Raw genomic sequence first — 19,357 nt, 5'->3', positions numbered from 1 at the left:
CTGTGTAAGCAGGCGCCGGCTTTTTTCATGCGCGCGCCACGCCGCTGCGTGGCGGCGTCTAACCGCGATGCAGTTTGAAGTCCACCTGCGAGGGACGGCCTTCGAGCGATAGCGCCGCGCGCGCAGCCGGCGCACGGCTCACCACCTTGCCACGGCTCACCACCGCGAGCCGCGCGGCGCGCAGACGGATTGCTTCGACCGGATCGCGCGCGTCGAGCAGCACGAGACTGGCCGCGCATCCCGGCGCGATGCCATAGCCTTCGAGCCCGAGAATGCGCGCGGCGTTCACCGTGACCGCGTCGAAACACGCGTGCATCCCGTCGACGCCTGTCATCTGCGCGACGTGCAAGCCCATGTGCGCGACTTCGAGCATGTCGCCCGAACCGAGGCTGTACCACGGGTCCATCACGCAATCGTGGCCGAACGCGACGTTGATGCCGGCCGCCATCATCTCCGGCACGCGCGTCATGCCACGCCGTTTCGGGTAGGTGTCGCTGCGGCCCTGCAGCGTGATGTTGATCAACGGGTTCGCGATCGCGGCGACGCCCGACTCGCGCATCAGCGGCAGCAGCTTGCTGACGTAGTAGTTGTCCATCGAATGCATCGACGTCAGATGCGAGCCGGTGACGCGCCCCTGCATACCGAGCCGCTGCGTTTCGGCGGCGAGCGTTTCGATGTGGCGCGACATCGGATCGTCGGACTCGTCGCAGTGCATATCGACGCGCAAGCCCTGCTCCGCCGCGTACTCGCATAGCATGCGCACAGACTGCGCGCCGTCGGCCATCGTGCGTTCGAAATGCGGAATGCCGCCGACCACGTCGACACCCAGCGCGATCGCCCGCTTGAGGTTCTCGAACGCGCCGGCGCTGCGCAACACGCCGTCTTGCGGAAACGCCACCAGTTGCAGGTCGAGATACGGCGCGACCCGGCGCTTCACTTCGACCAGCGCCTCGACGGCGAGCAGGCGCGGATCGCACACGTCCACATGGCTGCGGATCGCCAGCAAGCCACGCGCGACCGCCCAGTCGCAATACTGCAACGCGCGCTCGATGAGCGCCGCCTGAGTCAGATCCGGCTTCAGCTCGCCCCACAGCGCAATGCCCTCGAGCAGCGTGCCGGACGCGTTCACACGCGGCAAACCATATGACAGCGTCGCGTCCATGTGGAAATGTGGATCGACGAACGGCGGCGTGACAAGCGAGCCCGCCGCATCGATTTCTTCGCCCGCGCTCGCGGCCAGGTTCGGCTCGACGGCGACGATGCGGCCCGCGTCGATGCCGATGTCGACCGGCTGCCGGTGCCGCGGTGTAGCGCCCGGCGGCAGCATCGCGCGACGGATGATCAGATCCATGTATGGCTCCCTTTGACCGCTTGTGACTGGTTACGATTCTATCGACGCCAGAAAGGTTGTGCCCGCGATTTATCAGGCTGCCCGTACTGGCGCGCGGCGCGTCATCCGTACCGGCAGCGCGCTGCGCCGTGCGCCTATACTCGGCGTTCAAGACGGTCGATGCCGGGGCGTTCCGGGCGAGCCGTCATGCGTTCACGGAGCAGGCACATGAAAACGATTGGCGTGATTGGCGGGATGAGCTGGGAATCATCCGCCGAATACTACAAACTCCTCAATCGCCATGCGAAGGCGCGCCTCGGCGGTCACCACAACGCGCGCAGTCTGATGCTCACCGTCGACTTCGCGCCGATCGAAGCGAACCAGCGCGCGGGGGACTGGAGCGCGCTCGGCCGGCAGATGGCCGATGCCGCGCGCCAGCTCGAACGCGGCGGCGCCGAGCTGGTGATGCTCGCGACCAACACGATGCATCGCGTGTACGAATCGATCGAGCAGGCGATCGCGGTGCCGTTCCTGCATATCGCCGATCCGACCGGCGCCGCGCTGCGAGCCGCCGGCATCGAGCGGGTTGGCTTGCTCGGTACGCGCTATACGATGGAGCAGACGTTTTACACGGGCCGCTTACGCGAGCGCTACGGCCTGGAGCCGCTAGTCCCCGATGAAGCCGAACGCGCGGACGTGCATCGTATCATTTACGACGAGCTGTGCCACGGCAACGTGAATGACGCGTCGCGCGCGGTCTATCAACGCGTGATCGAATCGTTGGCCGCGCGTGGCGCGCAGGCGGTGATTCTCGGCTGCACTGAAATCACGTTGCTGATCAAGCCGGAAGATTCCGCGCTGCCGGTGTTCGACACGACCGCGCTGCATGCGCAAGCGGCGGTGGAATGGGCGATTGAATCGAAGGAGTGAGGGTTGATGCGCGTGTGGTTGATCGCACGCGCGATGCGAACATTATGCTGAAAATTAAAAAGCCCGCATGGCTTGCGCCAGCGGGCTTTCAACAAAACCTGGTTGCGGGGACAGGATTTGAACCTGTGACCTTCGGGTTATGAGCCCGACGAGCTGCCAGACTGCTCCACCCCGCGTCAGAGAAAAAAGAGTATATCTGGATATACGCAGAACGTCAAACAATCGTGCGAGTTATTCCTCAAACGACGGAGCGCACGAATGCACTCACTCGCAAAACCCGTCAAAGATCCTGGACCGTCGCGCCTTCCACCTTGCCATCGATGATGTCCGCGCCATACTGGCTCGCGCTGCGTTTGGCCACGCCGAAATCGGAGATCGTGGCGGGCAGCACGAGACGAAACACGCGGCTCGCCTTCGAGCCGCTGATCGCACCCGGACGGCACACGCGCACCGCGACGTCGTAACCTTCGGCGTGACGCTTGTGACCGTCGAATTTGTCGAACGCCCGCGAAAACACCAGCGGATGCACTTCGAAGTCCTTATAAAGGGCGGGGTAAGCTTCGGCCATGATGACTCTCCGACTCGCAAGCGCGCGAATGTGCGTGTGGTCCCACTATACGCCGCGATATCGTGGAATCGCGCTTTTATTTTCGCTGCTGCACGGGGGCAATTCTCACCGCCCCCGCTCCCGCGCGATAAGATGCGGGACTACCGGAATCGCCCGCGGAATCAACCGCATCATCAGCCGCGCGATGAGTCGAACGACTGTCCCTCCGAAGACGCACGGCAAGCCGGGGCGCTCGAGCAAAACGAGGGGTCGAGGCCCCCACGAAATCTTGCCAAGCAAGAATGTGAGAATGTCATGAAAATCGCCACGTGGAACGTCAACTCCCTTAAAGTCCGCCAGCAACACGTGATCGACTGGCTCGCAACCACCGGCACCGACGTGCTGTGTCTGCAGGAACTGAAGCTGCCCGACGAGAAATTCCCGCGCGCCGAACTCGCGGACAAAGGCTACCGGAGCTGGTATGCCGGTCAGAAAACCTATAACGGCGTCGGCATTCTGGTGCGCGACGGCTTGAGCGTCGACGAAAGCAGCATCGTGCGCAACATTCCGGGCTTCGAAGATCCGCAGCAGCGCGTGATCGCGGCGACCATCGACGGCGTGCGCGTCATCTCCGCCTACTTCCCGAACGGCCAGGCGCCGGGCACCGACAAGTTCGCGTACAAACTGCGCTGGCTCACCGCGCTGCACGACTGGATTGCGAGCGAGATGGCGCTGCATCCGAAGCTCGCGCTGCTCGGCGACTACAACATCGCACCGGATGATCGCGACGTGCACGATCCGAAAGCATGGGAAGGCCAGAACCTGGTGTCGCCCGAAGAACGCGCCGCGTTCGTGCGGCTGATCGAACTTGGCTTGCTCGATGCGTTCCGCCAGTTCGAGCAGCCGGAGAAAATCTACTCGTGGTGGGACTACCGGATGATGGCGTTTCGCCGTAATGCGGGGCTGCGCATCGACCACATCCTGCTGTCGAAGGCGCTGGCTGATATCTGCTCGTCGTGCGACATCGACAAGGTGCCGCGCAAATGGGAACAGCCCTCGGACCACGCGCCGGTCGTCGCGCAGCTCGGTTGAGCCTGCAATTCAATGATGGTGCGAGGCGCGGATAACGCCTCGCACCACGCGTTCGTTGTGCTGTCCTATGCCACCGCCCTAACCTGCGCGGAACCGCTCAACACGCTCCACAAAAACTCGAACACCATCGCGTCATGTTCGGCCTGCTCCAGCTCATCGGAGCCGCCGTGCCCGCCTTCCGTGTTCTCCCGATACCAGACCTTGTCCGCGCCCAGCGACTGCATGCGCGCGGCCATCTTGCGCGCGTGGCCGGGATGCACGCGATCGTCGGCGGTCGACGTGGTGAACAGCACGGGCGGATACGCGACGCCCGCCGACACGCGGTGATACGGCGAGTAAGCGGCCAGAGCGCTCGCTTCGTCGGGTTCGTCAGGATCGCCGTATTCGTCGATCCATGAGGCGCCCGCGTGCAGCAGGTGATAGCGGCTCATATCGAGCAAGGGCACCTCGCACACCACGGCGCCGAACAACTCGGGACGCTGCACCATGCAGGCCGCCACCAGCAAGCCGCCGTTGCTGCCGCCCTGAATGCCGAGTTGCGCGGCGCTCGTCACGCCGGTGCTGACGAGCGCTTGCGCTACCGCGATGAAATCGTCGAACGCGCGCTGGCGCTGCTCGCCCTGCGCCGCCGTGTGCCAACGCGTGCCGAACTCGCCGCCGCCGCGAATATGCGCGACCACATACACGCCGCCGCGCTCCAGCCAGCCGATGCCCTGCCCGGTCAGATAGCTCGGCAGCAACGGAATCGCGAAGCCGCCGTAGCCGCTCAGCAGACAGGGGTGCGGGGGTTGCTGTGGCCCGTGCTGTGACGCATGCGGTTGCCCCTGTTCCTGCGCCTCCTGTGCCTCCTGTGCCTCCTGTGCCTCCTGTGCCTCCTGTGCCTCCTGTGCCTCCTGTGCCTCCTGCGCCTCCTGCGCGGATGATTGCGCGGCTCGCGGCCCAACCACCGTATATGGCACCCGCGTGCCATCCGCCGACACAGCATGCCCACGCGTGACGACGAAGCGCGTTGCGTCGAACTGGGTCGGCCAGCGGTCGATCAATTCCCACTCGCTCAAGTTCTCGCGCGCGAGGTCGGCAAGCCAGTACGCCGGCGGTTGCAGATAATCATCGGTATCGACGAACACTTCGTCGTCGAGCGTCGGCTCGACCGGCGACACGTCGGTCTGCGCTTCCCCATGCGACGGGAACAGACGCGGCTGCCAATGCCATGCCTGATCCGTGCCTTGCGACGGCGTCCACAACAAGGTCGTGTTCTGCACGTCGTCGAGGTACGAGACGATCAGGTGGTTGCGCGTATGCGTCCACTCGCATGCCGAGGTCAGCGGTGTCGGCGTGAACAGCGGCACCACCTCGCGTTCACCGCGCAGAAAAGCGCTTTCGCGGATCGCCAGCAACGCGCCGCCCGGATGACGCACGCCATCGCAGTCCCAGTCGAGACGCGGTTCGAGCAGCAGCCAGCCCTGCCAGCCGCCCACCGCGACGTGCGCCGGCACGTCGTACTGGCGCCACGCGTCGACGGCGCCAGCGGCGCTATCGAGGTAATACGTGTGCGAGTCGAAAAAATCGACGCTGCTCACGACCGTATGCCGCCGCTCCACCGGATCGTAGTGCGCCTCGACGCCGATATCGCCGAACCCGCCCCTGAAGACCACCGGCGCGTCGGCCAGCGCGGTGCCGCGCGTCCAGCGCCGCACGTCGCGCGGATAGCCGGAGCGCGTCAGCGTCTTGCGGCCGTTGTCCCAGCCGACGTACAGCGTGTCCCGATCGATCCACGACGCCGTGTGCTTGCCGGCCTTCGCGATCACGAAGCCGTCGTCGACGAAACGCTGCGCGTCGAGATCGAACTCGCGCACCACCTGCGCATCCGAACCGCCCGGCGACATCGTGATCAGCGCGCGATCGCCATCCGGATAAAGAATGTCGAGCTCGACGCATACCCACGGCGTGCCTTCGGCCGCGCCGAGCGCGTCGAAGTCGAGCAGGTTCTGCCAGACCGGCGCGCCGCTGCGCCATGCCGCCCACGTCGTGCGCCGCCAGATGCCTTTCGGATTGCGCTCGTCCTGCCACAGATCGTAGGCCCAGTCCTTCCAGCGATCGGGAATCACCGGACGCTCGCGCGGCAAATACGCATCGGCGAGCCGCTGCCTCAGCGATTCGAAAGGCGCACCGCTGCACCACGCGGCGCGGGTGCGGGCGTTTTGCTGTTCGACCCACGCGAGCGCGTCAGGGTCGTCGAGCGCTTCGAGCGACAGAAAGGGATCGGGGGAAAGCGGCCAGGAGAAAGGAGCAGGAGAAGCGGGCATCGTCGGCTGTCGAATGAAAACAGCGTTGATTATGCCTTGTATGAGCCCGGCGCCCGTTTGACGGGCCACAGGCCGGAGCAGCATGCGCGCCGCCCCAGCCTGCGACCACACCGCCATCAGGGCTCGAGATTGAGTTCCTGAATCTTGCGCGTAATCGTATTGCGGCCAATGCCGAGACGCTCGGCCGCTTCGACCTTGCGTCCGCGCGTGAAGTCCAGCGCCTCGCGAATCACCGCCGCTTCGAAACGGCGTGCGAGTTCGTCCATCACGTCCGCCGCGTTTTCGCGCAACATCCGCGCGACTTCGGTGCGCAAGCCGCCTTCCCACGCACTCACCGTGGTCGCGACCGGCACGCCGGCGGCGCCAGCCGGATGAGCCGCGGCGCTCGCGCCGTTGCCCGGCGCGCTGCCGGCGAGGCCCTCGCCACCCGCGCCGCCCAGCGCAGCGCCGCTGGCGAGATCGCTCACGCCCGCTTGCGCGGGACCGAGGTCGGGCGGCAAGTCCTTGATCTCGATGGTCTGCGCGGGCGCCATCACCGTGAGCCAGTTGGCGAGGTTCTCCAACTGACGCACGTTACCCGGAAACGGCAGCGACGCGAGATACGCGAGCGCCTCTTCCGACACGCGCTTCGATTCGACGCCGAGATCGCGCGCGCTCTTTTGCAGGAAGTGCCGCGTGAGCAGCGGGATGTCTTCGCTGCGCTCGCGCAACGCCGGCAAGCGCAAGCGGATCACATTGAGGCGGTGATACAGGTCCTCGCGGAACAGACCCTGACGCACGCGCGATTCGAGATTCTGGTGCGTCGCCGCGATCACGCGCACATTGGCGCGCAACGGATTGTGACCGCCGACGCGATAGAACTGCCCGTCCGACAGCACGCGCAACAGGCGGGTCTGAAGATCGAACGGCATATCGCCGATTTCGTCGAGAAACAGCGTGCCGTTCTCGGCCTGCTCGAATCGCCCCTGGCGCATTGCCTGCGCGCCGGTGAACGCGCCGCGCTCGTGGCCGAACAGTTCGGATTCCAACAGATCTTTCGGAATCGCGGCGGTGTTCAGCGCGATGAAGGGACCGTTCGCGCGTGGGCTATGTCGGTGCAACGCGCGCGCGACCAGTTCCTTCCCGGTGCCTGATTCGCCGGTAATGAGCACGGTAGCCGCCGAATGTGACAGCCGGCCGATCGCGCGGAACATGTCCTGCATCGCCGGCGCCTGGCCGAGCATTTCGGGGGCTTCGGCGACGCGATCGTCCCACGTCTGCTCGCCGCGCATGCTTTCGTCCACCGCGCGGCGGATCAGTTCGACCGCCTTGTCGACGTCGAATGGTTTGGCGAGATACTCGAACGCCCCGCCCTGGAATGCGGCGACCGCGCTATCCAGATCCGAGAACGCCGTCATGATAATGACGGGCAAGCCCGGCACCTTGTCGCGCACGGTTTGCAGCAATTCGAGGCCGGAGCCCCCCGGCATCCTGATGTCGGACACCAGCACCTGCGGGCTGTCGTGATCGAGCGCGGCCGAGGCCTCACGGACATTCGCGAAGCTGCGAGTCGCGAAGTTTTCGCGGGCGAGCGCTTTTTCGAGCACCCAGCGAATCGATTGATCGTCGTCTACTATCCAGATCGGCTTCATATGGGTCGGTCAGAAGTCTTGAGAGTGTCCCAAACCTGTCGCTTCGCGCCAGTCCCCCCGGGAGTGATCCCCCAAGGGGACTTCCTTCGGGGCGGAAAACCTGGGGCGGCCCGGCGTTTTCTCACGAGGCATGTGGTGTTAGCAGTCGAGCGGCAGCAGAATCTGAAACTCGGTGTGGCCCGGCCGGCTTTCCACTTCGATCAGACCATCGTGCTGTTGCACGAAGGTCTGCGCGAGCGTCAGACCGAGACCGCTGCCGTCCTCGCGTCCCGACACGAGCGGATAGAAAATGCGGTCACGGATGTCCTCGGGAATGCCTGGGCCGTTGTCAGTGATATGCAAGTCCAGTGCCAGCTTACATAAGCGTTTCGAGATCGTGATCTTGCGCGCGATGCGGGTGCGCAATTCGATCCTCGCATCACCTTGCGAAATACGTTCGCGCAGTGCCTGGGCCGCATTGCGCACGATGTTCAGCAGCGCCTGGATCAGTTGCTCCTTGTCGCCGCGCAGATCCGGCACGCTCACGTCGTAATCGCGCTCGATCGTGAGGCCGCGCGGAAACTCCGCGAGAATCACCTGGCGCACCCGCTCGCACACCTCGTGAATGTTCACGTCGCCGACGATATGCGGATGACGGTGCGGCTCGAGCAAGCGGTCGACCAGCGTTTGCAGCCGGTCCGACTCCTTGATGATGACCTGCGTGTACTCGCGCAACTCGTCGCGCTGACGCTCGCCGAGTTCGAACTCGAGCAGTTGCGCCGCGCCGCGAATCCCGCCGAGCGGATTCTTGATCTCATGCGCGAGATTGCGGATCAGTTGCTTGTTGACCGCGGTGAGGTCGTTGATGCGTTCCTCGCGGTCGGTGCGCAAGTGCCGCTCGTTCTCGAACAGTTCGAGCAGCACGTAGTCTTGCGCGCTCTCCAGAAAGCCGACGATCGCATGCACATGCAGCGGCTCGTGGCCGGGACGCTCGAGCACGGCGTCCAGATGGGTCGCGTGAAAACGGTGCGCGGCGATCGCGGTAATGGTCGCGACCAGTTCGTCCGCATTCGCGAAGATGTCCGGCCACGTCATCTGCGTCAGTTGCCGGCGCGACATCTCCAGCATCGACTCCGCCGACGGGTTGGCGAACGCGACGCGCAGCGAGCGCTTGTCGAGCACCAGCACGACCGTCGGCAACGTCTCGAAGCCCGGCAGCAAACCGGAACTCACGAGCTGCGCATCGTCCGACAGCGACTGCTCGTGTCCTTTTCTTGCCTTGATCAGATTCTTGAGAACCATCTTGCAGTCTGGCCGATAGGAGATGGTGATAAATCAGGTGTGGCGCTTTTTTGTGTTGCTCATTACCCGAGCATCGCCAGCGTGGCGAAGGTTGCACCCGGCCTAACAAAAAAGGGACGGCGCCGCCGTCCCTTCGTGACCGATCGCGAGCGTCGGGCAAAACGCTTCGCCGGGTGAAGGGCGAAGCGTCATTGCCGCTTACAGCGAGTAGTACATTTCGAATTCGATCGGGTGCACCGACTGACGATAGCGTTGCAGCTCGCCCGTCTTCAGTTCGATGTACGCGTCGAGCATCGAATCCGTGAACACGCCACCGCGCGTCAGGAATTCGCGGTCCGCGTCCAGCGCGTCCAGCGCCTGGTCGAGGCCGGCGCACACGGTCGGGATCTTTGCATCCTCTTCCGGCGGCAGGTCGTACAGGTTCTTGTCGGCGGCTTCGCCCGGGTGAATCTTGTTCTGCACGCCGTCCAGACCCGCCATCATCAGCGCGGAGAAGCACAGGTACGGATTCGCCATCGGATCCGGGAAGCGCGTTTCGATACGGCGGCCCTTCGGGTTCGACACGTGCGGAATGCGGATCGATGCCGAACGGTTGCGCGCCGAGTAAGCCAGCTTGACCGGTGCTTCGAAGTGCGGCACGAGACGCTTGTACGAGTTCGTCGACGGGTTCGTGATCGCGTTCAGCGCGCGAGCATGCTTGATGATGCCGCCGATGTAGAACAGCGCGAATTCCGACAGACCTGCGTAGCCGTTGCCTGCGAACAGGTTGGTGCCGTCCTTCCAGATCGACTGGTGAACGTGCATGCCCGAACCGTTATCGCCGACGATCGGCTTCGGCATGAAGGTTGCCGTCTTGCCGTACGTGTGCGCGACGTTGTGGATGATGTACTTCATCTGCTGCAGCCAGTCGGCGCGTTGCACCAGCGTCGAGAACTTCGTGCCGATTTCGTTCTGGCCTTGACCCGCGACTTCGTGGTGGTGCACTTCGACCGGGATGCCGATCTGTTCGAGCAACAGGCACATTTCCGAACGGATGTCCTGGAACGTGTCGACCGGAGCGACCGGGAAGTAGCCGCCCTTCGTGCCCGGACGGTGACCGGTGTTGCCGCCTTCGAATTCCTTCGCCGACGACCACGGTGCTTCTTCCGAACCGATCTTGATGAAGCAGCCCGACTGGTCCGTGTTCCACTGGACCGAATCGAAAATGAAGAATTCCGGTTCCGGACCGAAGAAGGCGGTGTCGCCCAGACCCGTGCTCTTCAGGTACGCTTCGGCGCGCTTTGCCAGCGAACGCGGGTCGCGCTCGTAGCCCTTGCCGTCAGCCGGTTCGACGACGTCACAGGTCAGCACGAGGGTCGATTCTTCGTAGAACGGGTCGATGAAGGCCGTGTTCGCGTCCGGGATCAGCAACATATCCGATGCTTCGATGCCCTTCCAGCCGGCAATCGACGAACCGTCAAACGCATGGCCGCTTTCGAACTTGTCTTCATCGAATGCCGACACCGGCACCGAAACGTGTTGCTCCTTGCCGCGCGTGTCGGTGAAACGGAAGTCGACAAACTTGACGTCTTCGTCTTTGACGAGTTGCACGACGTCGGCCACGGATTTACTCATAACCTTTTCTCCTGATTAACGAATTCGGCGGGTTCAGCCGCCGCCCAATCTAGCTGGTCCGTCCCGGCACGTCCACCCTCAATCGTTGAGAACGAACAGAAATTCTTGTCGGAACAAATCGATCGGCACCAACAAAGCAGCTTCTGTGCCATATATGCGCCAAGCCGGCGCAAAAGGATACTGTGCGCGCCTTTGCGGGGAATCGGCGCACCGCACGGCAGGCAGCCCTCAAATCGACGGGTTCACTGACGCACCAAAGTTGTGCGACCGTCAAAACAAAAACCACGTACATCTTTATTTTGGTGCATTTGCGGGAAAATGCACCACATTTGCGCGCGCAGGCTGCGACAGCGGGCATGGCAAGCTTGGCCCAAGCCCGGCCGACAGGCGGCGCGTGCGCCGCGCACGCCGCGCGCTAGAATGATTATTTGGTCCGAAGGAGATTGGCGTCATGAGCACGCTCGAACAGCTGTACGCCCAGGCGGATGCCCGCCGCACCGAGAACCAACTGCCCTACGCGGGTGCGGTATCGCCCGCCGAGGCGTTCGAACTGCTGCAACTCGATCCGCGCACGCGTCTGATCGACGTGCGCACCCGTGCCGAACTCGATTGGGTCGGCCGGCCGGTCATCGGCGATGGACAATACGCACATGTGGAATGGACGCGCTATCCAGGCGCGGTGCCGAATCAGGAATTCCTCGCGCAATTGAATCAGGTCGCAACGCACGATACGCCGGTGCTGTTCCTGTGCCGCAGCGCCGCGCGCTCGAAGCTCGCCGCGATCGCCGCCACCCAGGCCGGCTTCACGAAGGCATACGACCTGCTGGAAGGCTTCGAAGGCGACAAGGACGGCCAGGGGCATCGGAAGATGGTGTCGGGCTGGTGCTTTCGCGGGTTGCCGTGGATCGGCGCGTGAATGCGATGGGGGGAAGCCTGATTGCGGCGTGAGAGCGGCTCGCCGCCGCTGCTTATATATGTGGAAGCCGCGGTGGATGCCGCGGCTTCAGGCTTCCCGCGCAATCAAAAGCATATCGTCGGCGCTCAATGCGACAGACCGATGATGGGTGAATGCCGCAATCAGGATTGACTGGCCGCGAACGCGGCCGGACTGGGGCACAGGAACAGGAGCAGGAATAGGCACAGGCGCGGCGGGGAACGCCCGAACTGAACAACTGAACGCCGCACGCCGCGCGTCAGCCGCGCGGCTTCGCCGCCGCGGGCGACTCGGGCTCGACGATATCGCCGCCCAACAGGTGCACGCCCTCGCGCAGCTTCACGAACGCAGCCGCCACCGCTTCCGGCTCGCCCTTCACGCCCAGATCGATGTGATGCCGCGCATACACGCCGCCGCGTTCCGCATCGCCGACGCTCGGCAAACTGAAAACCCGCACGCCCGGAAAATCGCGTTCGATTTTTTCCATCAGCGGCGTCACGCGCGATTCCGGCAGCTCGAACACCAGCAATGACTTCTCCGCATGCGGCATCGCGTGATGCAGATGCGCGTATTGCGTATCCAGCACCCACTCGATCATCGGCCACGCCATCACCGGGAAGCCCGGCACGAAATGATGCTGCCTGATCGAGAAGCCGGGGATCTTGTTGTAGCCGTTCGGAATGATCGACGCGCCCTGCGGATACGTGCCCATATTCAGACGATGCCGGTTTTCCGGCGAGTCCAGATCGAGCGGTGCTGCCGCGTTCCCCGGATACATATCGCGGATGCGCTCCTGAATCAGCTTCGCGGCCTCCGGATGCAGCTCCAGCGGCACGCCGAGCGCGGCCGCTGCGCATTGGCGCGTGTGGTCGTCCGGCGTGGCGCCGATGCCGCCCGTGGAGAACACGATGTCGCCCGACGCGAACGTGCGCCGCAGCGTCGCGGTGATGCGCGCCGGATCGTCGCCGATGTACTCCGCCCAGCCGAGCGACAGCCCGCGCGCGCCCAGCAACTCGATGACCTTCGGCAGATGCTTGTCGATACGCCTGCCCGACAGGATTTCATCGCCGATGATGATGACGCCAAATGTCATTGCCGCCTCTTTCGCTTAATCAATATGGGTCAATAAGGAACCGGCGCCGTGTGTCGCACGCCGCCGTGCTCTTCCGCGCGCATGCGTTGCAGCGCGCGCAAACAGTAGTAGCCGAACCACAGCGCCGAAAACACGAGGATGAACGCATAGATCCAGATCGTCACCGCGGTGATCACCGGGAACAGTACGATCAGCCACACCGACGACGCCCACAGCAAAGTGGGCAGCGAACCCAGCAAGCCGCTCGCGGTGCCGATCAACAGCAGCGGCAGCCGGAAACGGCGCACCAGCGCGCGCCGCTCGTCGCGCGTCGCATGCAGCGCGAGCGCGTCGTAGCTCATCACGCGATAGGTCAGCCAGCCCCACAGCAGCGGCGGAATCAGCGCGAAGAACGGCGGCACCAGCCACAGCGGCAACGTGACGATCAGCAGCGCCAGACAAATCAGCGTGGTCCACAACGCCTGGCCGAGGCTACCGTACCACGTTCCGCCGCGGCGCATTTCGAGACCCGGGAACTGGCGCGCGGACAGGTAGTGGATCACCGCGGGCATCGACAGTGTGGCGATCAACAGCAATACCGTGACGACGATCAGCGGAATCGCCATCGCAATCACGATGAACGGCGCGATCGCCGCATGCAGCGCCGAAAAACCAAGCCAGTCGAACAGATGATAAAGCGTGACCGTAAACGACCAGCTATCGAGCCAGAGCCGGGTCGTACCGATCAGCGTCTGCCAGGAAAACCACAGAATCACGCCCCACCCGACCGTCGCCGCCAGAAACGGTTTGAAGGTCAGCCAGAGCATGCGCGGGTGGAACGCGCTGGCGAGCGCGCGCCCAAACGAGCGCAACAGATCATTCATGCGAGCCGGTGCCGGTCAACGAAGCGATGGAATAAAGGAAAACGCGCAGCGAACCGGCCACGAGGCCTGGAGCGTGCGCGCAAACGTGAACAGGATAAACCACGCGACGCGCCGCCGGGGAAACCGGCGGCGTGGGAGAAAAGAGGCTCAAACGGCGGCGGCGTCGTTGCTTTCGCCGGGTTCGGCGCGGCGCTTCGGCGACAGGCGTGCGGCAATGCGCATGAACGCGAGCCAGTGCTGCGCCCAGAATCCGTCGCCATAGCGGCGGCCTTCGAGTTGATCGCCGATGCCGGTCGGCTCCATCTCGCGGCTCCAGGACACGCTGCGAAACAGCATGTCCCACCACGGAAACAGCACGCCGAAGTTGCAACCGTATTTCAGTCCTTCGTGGCCGAAACTGATTGCATGGTGACGGCGATGGAAAGTCGGGCTGACCAGCAGCCGCTCGCCGAGCCAGCCGAAGTACAGACGGATGTTCGCGTGCTGCACGCTCTGCGCGAGGTTCGTGATCGCGACCAGCACGACGAACTGCGACGGCGGCACGCCGATCACCAGCGCGATCGTCGCGAAGAACGACGCCTGCAGCAGAACGTCGAGCAGATGGTTGCGGTCGTCGGACCACAGCGACATCTGCCGCTGGCTGTGATGCACCGCGTGCAACTCCCACCACACGCCGATCCGGTGTTCCCAGCGGTGATACCAGTAGCCGGCGAAATCGAGCACCAGCAGATACATCACGAACGTGACGAGCGGCTGCGTGGTGACGCCGGGCCACAGATTGTCGAATTCGATATTCGCGATGTCGTGCAGCCGCAGCCACGCCTGCACGTTGTCGAAGAACGGCTGCAGCGCGAAGAAAAAGAACAGGTTGAGAATGCCGAGTTTGGCGATCCACGTGTAAAGCACGTCGACGCGCACCGCCTTGCGGTTCTTCCATTGCTCCACCGGACGCAACGCCTCGAGCGGGCGCAGGATCGCGTACATCGCCAGCACCTCGAGCACGCCCACGATCACCCAGTACAGGCTGTCGTAGGTATCCTCGTCGTAGTCCATCAAGTTGAAGCGGAACAGCAGCGGCTGCACCACGTCGACGTACAGCAATGTCTGCACGGCGGAAACGAAGCTGTCGAGCGAAGAAAAAATCAGATGGAACATGGTGCTGGCCTGGTTACGTCATTTGTCATGGCTCGCCTGGGTGCAGCATTGATGCAGCACGAATACACCACTAAGCGCCGTTCGGCGCCGTGACCGGCGCGCGATTGAAGAAATAGATGCCGTGCGGCGAACGGCCGACGGCGATCGTCTGGATCAGCTTGCGCGTGTTCAGGTCGATGATGCCGACGTGCTTCGCGAAGCGGAACGTCACCCACAGATAGCGTTTGTCGGCGGAAAGTTCCATGTCGTCCGGCCCCGGCATCAAACCGGTGATGTCGCCGACGTTGGTGAGCGTGTCTTCGTCGATGATGCTGATGGTGCTCGCCACGCGGTTCGACACCGCGACGTGCCTGCCGTCGGCCAGCGAGCGGAAGTTGTGCGCGCCGTTACCGGTGTGGATGGTCTTGACGATCTTCTGGTTGCGCCAGTCGACCACCGCGACGTAGTCCGCGCCGGTCATGCCGACCAGCAGGTATTTTTCACCCGGCGTCATCCACAGGCCCGCCGGCACCTTGCCGACCTTCATTTTCCACTTCACGGTTTGCGTGGCCAGATCGATCGCGGCCAGCTCGCCCGAAACCTGCAGCGTGACGAACACCGTCTTGCTGTCGGTCGTGAACGCCATGTGGCTTGGCATGACCGCGAGCGGCAGGCGCGACGCCAGCGTCATCTGGTTCTTCTGGCCGTCGTAGTGATAGATGTCGAGGCGGTCCAGACGCAGACCGGTGGTGACGAGCCACTTGCGGTCGGGCGAAAAACCGATCTGATACGGGTCCTCGATGTTCTCCACCCAGCGCTGCACCTGGCCCGACTTCGGGTCGACGAACATCAGATTGTTCGACACCGAGTTGGCGACGATCAGCGATGAATTGTCCGGCGTGGCCATCAGGTGATGCGGTTCCTTGCCCGTCGGCACCGTGCCGACGACCTGGCGGCTGGTCTCGTCGATCAGGCTCAGCGTGGCTTCGCCGGAATTGAGCACGATCACGTTATTGGCGTGAGCCGCCGGAGAAAAAAAGCCTGCGGCGGCGACCAGCGCCGCGCTTGCGGCGAACGTGGCAGTCCAGCCGGGAAGAAAAAATTTACGCATGAAAACTCACTTCGGAGAACAACCGTCATTGTAGAACGTTTGCCGGCGCCAGCGGTTGACGTAGGTCGACGCGCAGCGCGCTGGAAATGAAGCGGCACGATGAATCGCAACGGCGTTGAGGGCGACTTGTGCAGGCGCACCAAGCGGCGCTTTTCAGGCACGGAGACAGCGAATAATAGGCTCAATATAAGTCGTAACCTATGCCGTTCGGCCAAACATTAAAATACTCGCAAAACCGGATAAATATCGACAAGAGCGAATCAGACGATTCCGCATTTTATTTATCAACCAGGAAATTTTATTCACACTATTTCAGATAAATTTGCTTTCCCGTTCATTTAAGATTTCGCTGATATCTGCACTACGCCATTGGATCGGATAATCCAACGCTCATCGCCCTGACGTGCAGTACCGTGGACTAAGAAGCGTGGCGTGGGCGTTTCGGCCGTGCAAAAGGCATAACAGCGCGAGTGCAGAAGGACCTCGGCCAGTTTTGTCTTTTATATTTCTAGCGATTTATCAGGGCGGTGAAACCCGACCAGTCGCTTTTAGTCACGCGCCGCGCGTCCACGCGCACAATAACGTGGAGGTTCTGACACAATGAATAAAAGTATTTCAATGGTTTGGTGCGCAGCTGCGCATACGTCGCCGGCTGCATCGGAGAGAGCAAGCTTTAAGGTGAATCGCGCGGCGGCGCGCAAGCAAGCCATCGCGCAGGCCGTGTTGACCGCGGCGGCTTTCGCAGGTGGAGCGTCGGCAGCCGCCGCGGGCGTCGGCTCGATTGAATCAGGCTGGGCAGCCGACGCATCAGGCGACTATTCGATTGCGATAGGCCAGCAAGCCAGTGCGCAAGGCGACGGCGCGGCCGCAATAGGCCTCAAGGCCAGCGCGCAAGGGGACAGCGCCACCGCAGTCGGCGTGAACACCAATGCGCCGGGCAATGGCGCGATTGCGGCGGGTGCGAATGCCAGCGCGCTCGGCGAAGGCTCAACCGCAGCAGGCCTGAACGCCAGCGCGCTGAGCGACCGCGCAACCGCGCTCGGGTTGAACGCCAACGCGCAGGGCATCGATTCCACCGCGACCGGCGCGGGCACGACGGCGGCGGACCCGGCTGCGTCCGCGTTCGGCGCGGACGCGACTGCGATCGGCACGGCGTCGACCGCCGTGGGCTACGGCGCGCAAACCCGTGGCAACGCGGCCTTCGCTGGCGGCAAGTCGGCGCTGGCGGCGGCTGACTACAGCGTCGCGATCGGCAGTGAGGCCACCGCCAGCGGCGTGGGTGGGATCGCGCTCGGCAACAACGCGAACGCCAGCGCCGCCGATAGCGTCGCGTTGGGCGCGAATTCCACCACCGCCGCGGACCTGACTCAACACGCTTATGCTCCGGCCGGGTCGGGCGCCACCTTGATCGCGGCGCCCGACCCGACAGGCGAAGTCTCGCTCGGCTCGACAAACAATGAGCGCCGCCTGACGAACGTCGCTGCGGGCGCGGCGCCGACCGACGCCGTCAACGTCAGCCAGTTGAGCGCGGTCGACGGCAAGGTCGATGCGATTACCCGAAGCGGTACGCAGCACTACTTCAAAGCCGATGGCATTGCCGACGGCTCCGACGACGCCGTCGCGAGCGGTGCGCATGCGCTCGCGGCAGGCGTCGGCGCAAGCGCGACTGGCGCTGGTGCGACCGCAGCCGGCGCTGGCGCGCGTGCCAGCGGAACCGGTTCGGCAGCGCTCGGGGCGGGTGCCGTGGCGGGCGCGGCGAACGCCACGTCGATCGGCGCGAGTGCCGTGGCCGATGCGGCGAATGCCACGTCGATCGGCGCGTCGGCAGCGGCCAACGGCTCGAGCGCGACTGCGATCGGTGCGTACTCCGCCGTGACCGGCGACGGTAGCGTCGCGCTCGGTTACATGGCGTCGGCCAGTGCGGACAATGCCGTCGCGCTCGGCCGGAACTCGATAGCCGACCGAGCGAACACGGTGTCGGTGGGCTCGGCCGGACAGAAACGCCAACTCACGAACGTGGCAGCCGGCACCGAAGCCACCGACGCCGTCAACCTGAGCCAATTGCAAGCGGTGAGCGCAAACGCGTCGCGTTACTTCAAGGCGAATGGCCTGAACGACGGCAGCGACGACGCATCGGCTGCCGGCAGCAACGCGGTCGCCATCGGCAGTTCGGCGCTCGGCTCGGGCCAGGCCAGCGTCGCCGCCGGCTCAGGTTCGCTGGCGCGAGGCGATTTCAGCACGGCCGTCGGCGGGCAAGCCGTGGCTCAAAGCGATGGTTCCACCGCGCTCGGCTACAACGCCAGCGCCGCTACCGCTAATTCAGTGGCACTCGGCTACAACGCGAATGCCGCTGCGGCCAACTCGGTCGCACTCGGCTATAGCTCGAAGTCCATCGCTGCGAACTCTGTTGCACTCGGCTATAACTCGAGCTCCGTCGCTGCGAACTCTGTCGCACTCGGCTATAACTCGAGCTCCGTCGCCGCCAACTCCGTCGCACTCGGCCAAGGCTCGATCGCCAATCGTGCGGGCACCGTCTCGGTCGGCTCCGCTGGCAACGAACGCCAGATCGCAAACGTCGCCGCAGGCATCGCCGATACCGACGCGGTCAACGTCGCCCAGTTGAAAGCGGTGAGCGACCAGGGCGCGGCCACCGCCGCGAAGCTCGACGGCGCTGTCATGTACGACCGGAACGCCGACGGCAGCGTCAATCGGAACAGCTTCACGCTCGGCGGCGACGCAGTGAGCGGTGGCACCGTCATCCACAACGTCGCCGACGGCGTGGACGCATCCGACGCGGTCAATCTCGGCCAGTTGAACGCGGCCGTCAACGGCGCGGTCGGCAACGCCGTCGTCAACGCGGCGAACCCGGCCATCGGCGTGGAAGGCAATCGGGATACCGAAGGCGCGGTGTCGTCGGGCTCGCACTCGGTCGCGGCTGGTGCGAACGCGCAGGCCACGGGCACCAACGCGGCGGCCATCGGGGCAAATGCCATTGCCGGCGGCAGCAATGCCACAGCGCTCGGCGCGGCAGCGAACGCGAGCGCCGACAATTCGGTTGCGTTGGGCCAGGGCTCAGTTGCGGACCGGGCGAATACGGTATCGGTGGGCGCAGCGGGTCAGGAACGCCAGATCACCAACGTCGCAGCCGGCGCGCAAGGCACTGACGCGGTCAACGTCAATCAGTTGCAGCAGAGCATGGGCGGCGCGGTCAGCCAGGCGAACCGCCATACCGACGATCAGGTCCGCTCGGCCCGTCGCGATGGCTACGGCGGCACGGCGTCCGCGTTGGCGATGGCGGGCTTGCCGCAGGCGGTTCTACCGGGTCGCGGCATGGTCGCGATGGCTGGCGGCACTTATGGCGGCCAGTCGGCGTTGGCTATCGGCGTGTCGCAGTTGTCGGATAAGGGCAAGTGGGCTTACAAGCTGCAAGGGACCACTGACTCGCGCGGCCAGTTCGGCGCGTCGATCGGCGCCGGGGTGCACTGGTAGGC

Annotated in this window: 14 protein-coding genes and 1 tRNA gene; 4 read left to right on the top strand and 11 right to left on the bottom strand. The window is 64.2% G+C overall.

Going from position 1 to position 19,357, the window contains the following annotated elements; translation table 11 throughout:
- Nucleotides 1–58: 58 nt before the first annotated feature.
- Nucleotides 59–1,351: an amidohydrolase family protein gene (locus HV744_RS09935; protein ID WP_175149339.1), complete on the bottom strand. Its 1,293-nt coding sequence runs from the start codon at nucleotides 1,349–1,351 to the stop codon at nucleotides 59–61.
- Between the two features lie 207 nt (nucleotides 1,352–1,558).
- On the opposite strand from HV744_RS09935, the gene HV744_RS09930 reads away from it, so the two are divergent.
- Entirely contained in the window at nucleotides 1,559–2,260 is a 702-nt protein-coding gene (locus HV744_RS09930; protein WP_175149338.1) for an aspartate/glutamate racemase family protein, read from the top strand.
- 99 nt (nucleotides 2,261–2,359) lie between these two features.
- Here the strand turns inward: HV744_RS09930 and HV744_RS09925 are convergent.
- Together HV744_RS09925 and HV744_RS09920 are read right to left on the bottom strand one after the other, a co-directional pair.
- Nucleotides 2,360–2,436: transfer RNA gene (locus tag HV744_RS09925), tRNA-Met, on the bottom strand.
- A gap of 104 nt (nucleotides 2,437–2,540) precedes the next feature.
- Nucleotides 2,541–2,828, bottom strand: a complete 288-nt coding sequence (locus HV744_RS09920) for a hypothetical protein (RefSeq protein WP_175149337.1) — start codon at nucleotides 2,826–2,828, stop codon at nucleotides 2,541–2,543.
- A 294-nt stretch (nucleotides 2,829–3,122) separates the two neighbouring features.
- Here HV744_RS09920 and xth point away from each other — a divergent pair, with 294 nt between their 5' ends.
- Nucleotides 3,123–3,899, top strand: coding sequence for an exodeoxyribonuclease III (xth, locus tag HV744_RS09915; RefSeq protein ID WP_175149336.1), 777 nt, complete (start codon nucleotides 3,123–3,125; stop codon nucleotides 3,897–3,899).
- A 65-nt stretch (nucleotides 3,900–3,964) separates the two neighbouring features.
- On the opposite strand, the gene HV744_RS09910 is transcribed toward xth, so the two are convergent.
- The 4 genes from HV744_RS09910 to glnA all read right to left on the bottom strand — a co-directional run bounded on the left by HV744_RS09910 (nucleotide 3,965) and on the right by glnA (nucleotide 10,731).
- Nucleotides 3,965–6,205 (bottom strand): prolyl oligopeptidase family serine peptidase, encoded by a 2,241-nt coding sequence (locus HV744_RS09910; protein WP_175149335.1) that lies wholly within the window; start codon nucleotides 6,203–6,205, stop codon nucleotides 3,965–3,967.
- Nucleotides 6,206–6,321: 116 nt separating this feature from the next.
- Nucleotides 6,322–7,836, bottom strand: coding sequence for a nitrogen regulation protein NR(I) (ntrC, locus tag HV744_RS09905; protein WP_175149334.1), 1,515 nt, complete (start codon nucleotides 7,834–7,836; stop codon nucleotides 6,322–6,324).
- Between the two features lie 138 nt (nucleotides 7,837–7,974).
- Nucleotides 7,975–9,117, bottom strand: a complete 1,143-nt coding sequence (gene glnL, locus HV744_RS09900) for a nitrogen regulation protein NR(II) (protein ID WP_175149333.1) — start codon at nucleotides 9,115–9,117, stop codon at nucleotides 7,975–7,977.
- A 198-nt stretch (nucleotides 9,118–9,315) separates the two neighbouring features.
- Complete coding sequence (gene glnA / locus HV744_RS09895; protein WP_175149332.1) at nucleotides 9,316–10,731, bottom strand: type I glutamate--ammonia ligase; 1,416 nt, start codon at nucleotides 10,729–10,731, stop codon at nucleotides 9,316–9,318.
- Nucleotides 10,732–11,182: 451 nt separating this feature from the next.
- Here glnA and HV744_RS09890 point away from each other — a divergent pair, with 451 nt between their 5' ends.
- Nucleotides 11,183–11,647 carry a rhodanese-like domain-containing protein gene (locus tag HV744_RS09890; RefSeq protein WP_175149331.1) on the top strand — a complete coding sequence of 155 codons (465 nt, stop codon included), beginning with the start codon at nucleotides 11,183–11,185 and terminating at the stop codon, nucleotides 11,645–11,647.
- A 277-nt stretch (nucleotides 11,648–11,924) separates the two neighbouring features.
- Here HV744_RS09890 and HV744_RS09885 read toward each other — a convergent pair whose 3' ends face one another.
- The 4 genes from HV744_RS09885 to HV744_RS09870 form a co-directional block, all read right to left on the bottom strand.
- The gene (locus HV744_RS09885; protein WP_175149330.1) at nucleotides 11,925–12,758 is read right to left on the bottom strand and encodes a competence/damage-inducible protein A; all 834 of its coding nucleotides are present in this window, start codon (nucleotides 12,756–12,758) and stop codon (nucleotides 11,925–11,927) included.
- Between the two features lie 29 nt (nucleotides 12,759–12,787).
- Nucleotides 12,788–13,621, bottom strand: a complete 834-nt coding sequence (locus HV744_RS09880; RefSeq protein ID WP_175149329.1) for an EI24 domain-containing protein — start codon at nucleotides 13,619–13,621, stop codon at nucleotides 12,788–12,790.
- Between the two features lie 147 nt (nucleotides 13,622–13,768).
- Nucleotides 13,769–14,776 (bottom strand): sterol desaturase family protein, encoded by a 1,008-nt coding sequence (locus HV744_RS09875; RefSeq protein ID WP_175149328.1) that lies wholly within the window; start codon nucleotides 14,774–14,776, stop codon nucleotides 13,769–13,771.
- A gap of 70 nt (nucleotides 14,777–14,846) precedes the next feature.
- Complete coding sequence (locus tag HV744_RS09870) at nucleotides 14,847–15,866, bottom strand: YVTN family beta-propeller repeat protein (RefSeq protein ID WP_175149327.1); 1,020 nt, start codon at nucleotides 15,864–15,866, stop codon at nucleotides 14,847–14,849.
- 600 nt (nucleotides 15,867–16,466) lie between these two features.
- Here HV744_RS09870 and HV744_RS09865 point away from each other — a divergent pair.
- Nucleotides 16,467–19,355, top strand: a complete 2,889-nt coding sequence (locus tag HV744_RS09865) for a YadA-like family protein (protein WP_175149326.1) — start codon at nucleotides 16,467–16,469, stop codon at nucleotides 19,353–19,355.
- The last annotated feature ends 2 nt before the right edge of the window (nucleotides 19,356–19,357 follow it).

Origin of the sequence: Paraburkholderia ultramafica, from assembly GCF_902859915.1 — a bacterium.
GTDB classification, from domain to species: Bacteria; Pseudomonadota; Gammaproteobacteria; order Burkholderiales; family Burkholderiaceae; genus Paraburkholderia; species Paraburkholderia ultramafica.
Note: the sequence above shows the minus strand (reverse complement) of the source record. Positions and strands in the feature narration are given on the sequence as shown.

Excerpts from the sequence above, each read along its gene's own strand:
- HV744_RS09935 (WP_175149339.1), bottom strand. The coding sequence starts at position 1,351 with ATGGATCTGATCATCCGTCGCGCGATGCTGCCGCCGGGCGCTACACCG.
- HV744_RS09930 (WP_175149338.1), top strand. The coding sequence starts at position 1,559 with ATGAAAACGATTGGCGTGATTGGCGGGATGAGCTGGGAATCATCCGCC.
- HV744_RS09920 (WP_175149337.1), bottom strand. The coding sequence starts at position 2,828 with ATGGCCGAAGCTTACCCCGCCCTTTATAAGGACTTCGAAGTGCATCCG.
- xth (WP_175149336.1), top strand. The coding sequence starts at position 3,123 with ATGAAAATCGCCACGTGGAACGTCAACTCCCTTAAAGTCCGCCAGCAA.
- HV744_RS09910 (WP_175149335.1), bottom strand. The coding sequence starts at position 6,205 with ATGCCCGCTTCTCCTGCTCCTTTCTCCTGGCCGCTTTCCCCCGATCCC.
- ntrC (WP_175149334.1), bottom strand. The coding sequence starts at position 7,836 with ATGAAGCCGATCTGGATAGTAGACGACGATCAATCGATTCGCTGGGTG.
- glnL (WP_175149333.1), bottom strand. The coding sequence starts at position 9,117 with ATGGTTCTCAAGAATCTGATCAAGGCAAGAAAAGGACACGAGCAGTCG.
- glnA (WP_175149332.1), bottom strand. The coding sequence starts at position 10,731 with ATGAGTAAATCCGTGGCCGACGTCGTGCAACTCGTCAAAGACGAAGAC.
- HV744_RS09890 (WP_175149331.1), top strand. The coding sequence starts at position 11,183 with ATGAGCACGCTCGAACAGCTGTACGCCCAGGCGGATGCCCGCCGCACC.
- HV744_RS09885 (WP_175149330.1), bottom strand. The coding sequence starts at position 12,758 with ATGACATTTGGCGTCATCATCATCGGCGATGAAATCCTGTCGGGCAGG.
- HV744_RS09880 (WP_175149329.1), bottom strand. The coding sequence starts at position 13,621 with ATGAATGATCTGTTGCGCTCGTTTGGGCGCGCGCTCGCCAGCGCGTTC.
- HV744_RS09875 (WP_175149328.1), bottom strand. The coding sequence starts at position 14,776 with ATGTTCCATCTGATTTTTTCTTCGCTCGACAGCTTCGTTTCCGCCGTG.
- HV744_RS09870 (WP_175149327.1), bottom strand. The coding sequence starts at position 15,866 with ATGCGTAAATTTTTTCTTCCCGGCTGGACTGCCACGTTCGCCGCAAGC.
- HV744_RS09865 (WP_175149326.1), top strand. The coding sequence starts at position 16,467 with ATGAATAAAAGTATTTCAATGGTTTGGTGCGCAGCTGCGCATACGTCG.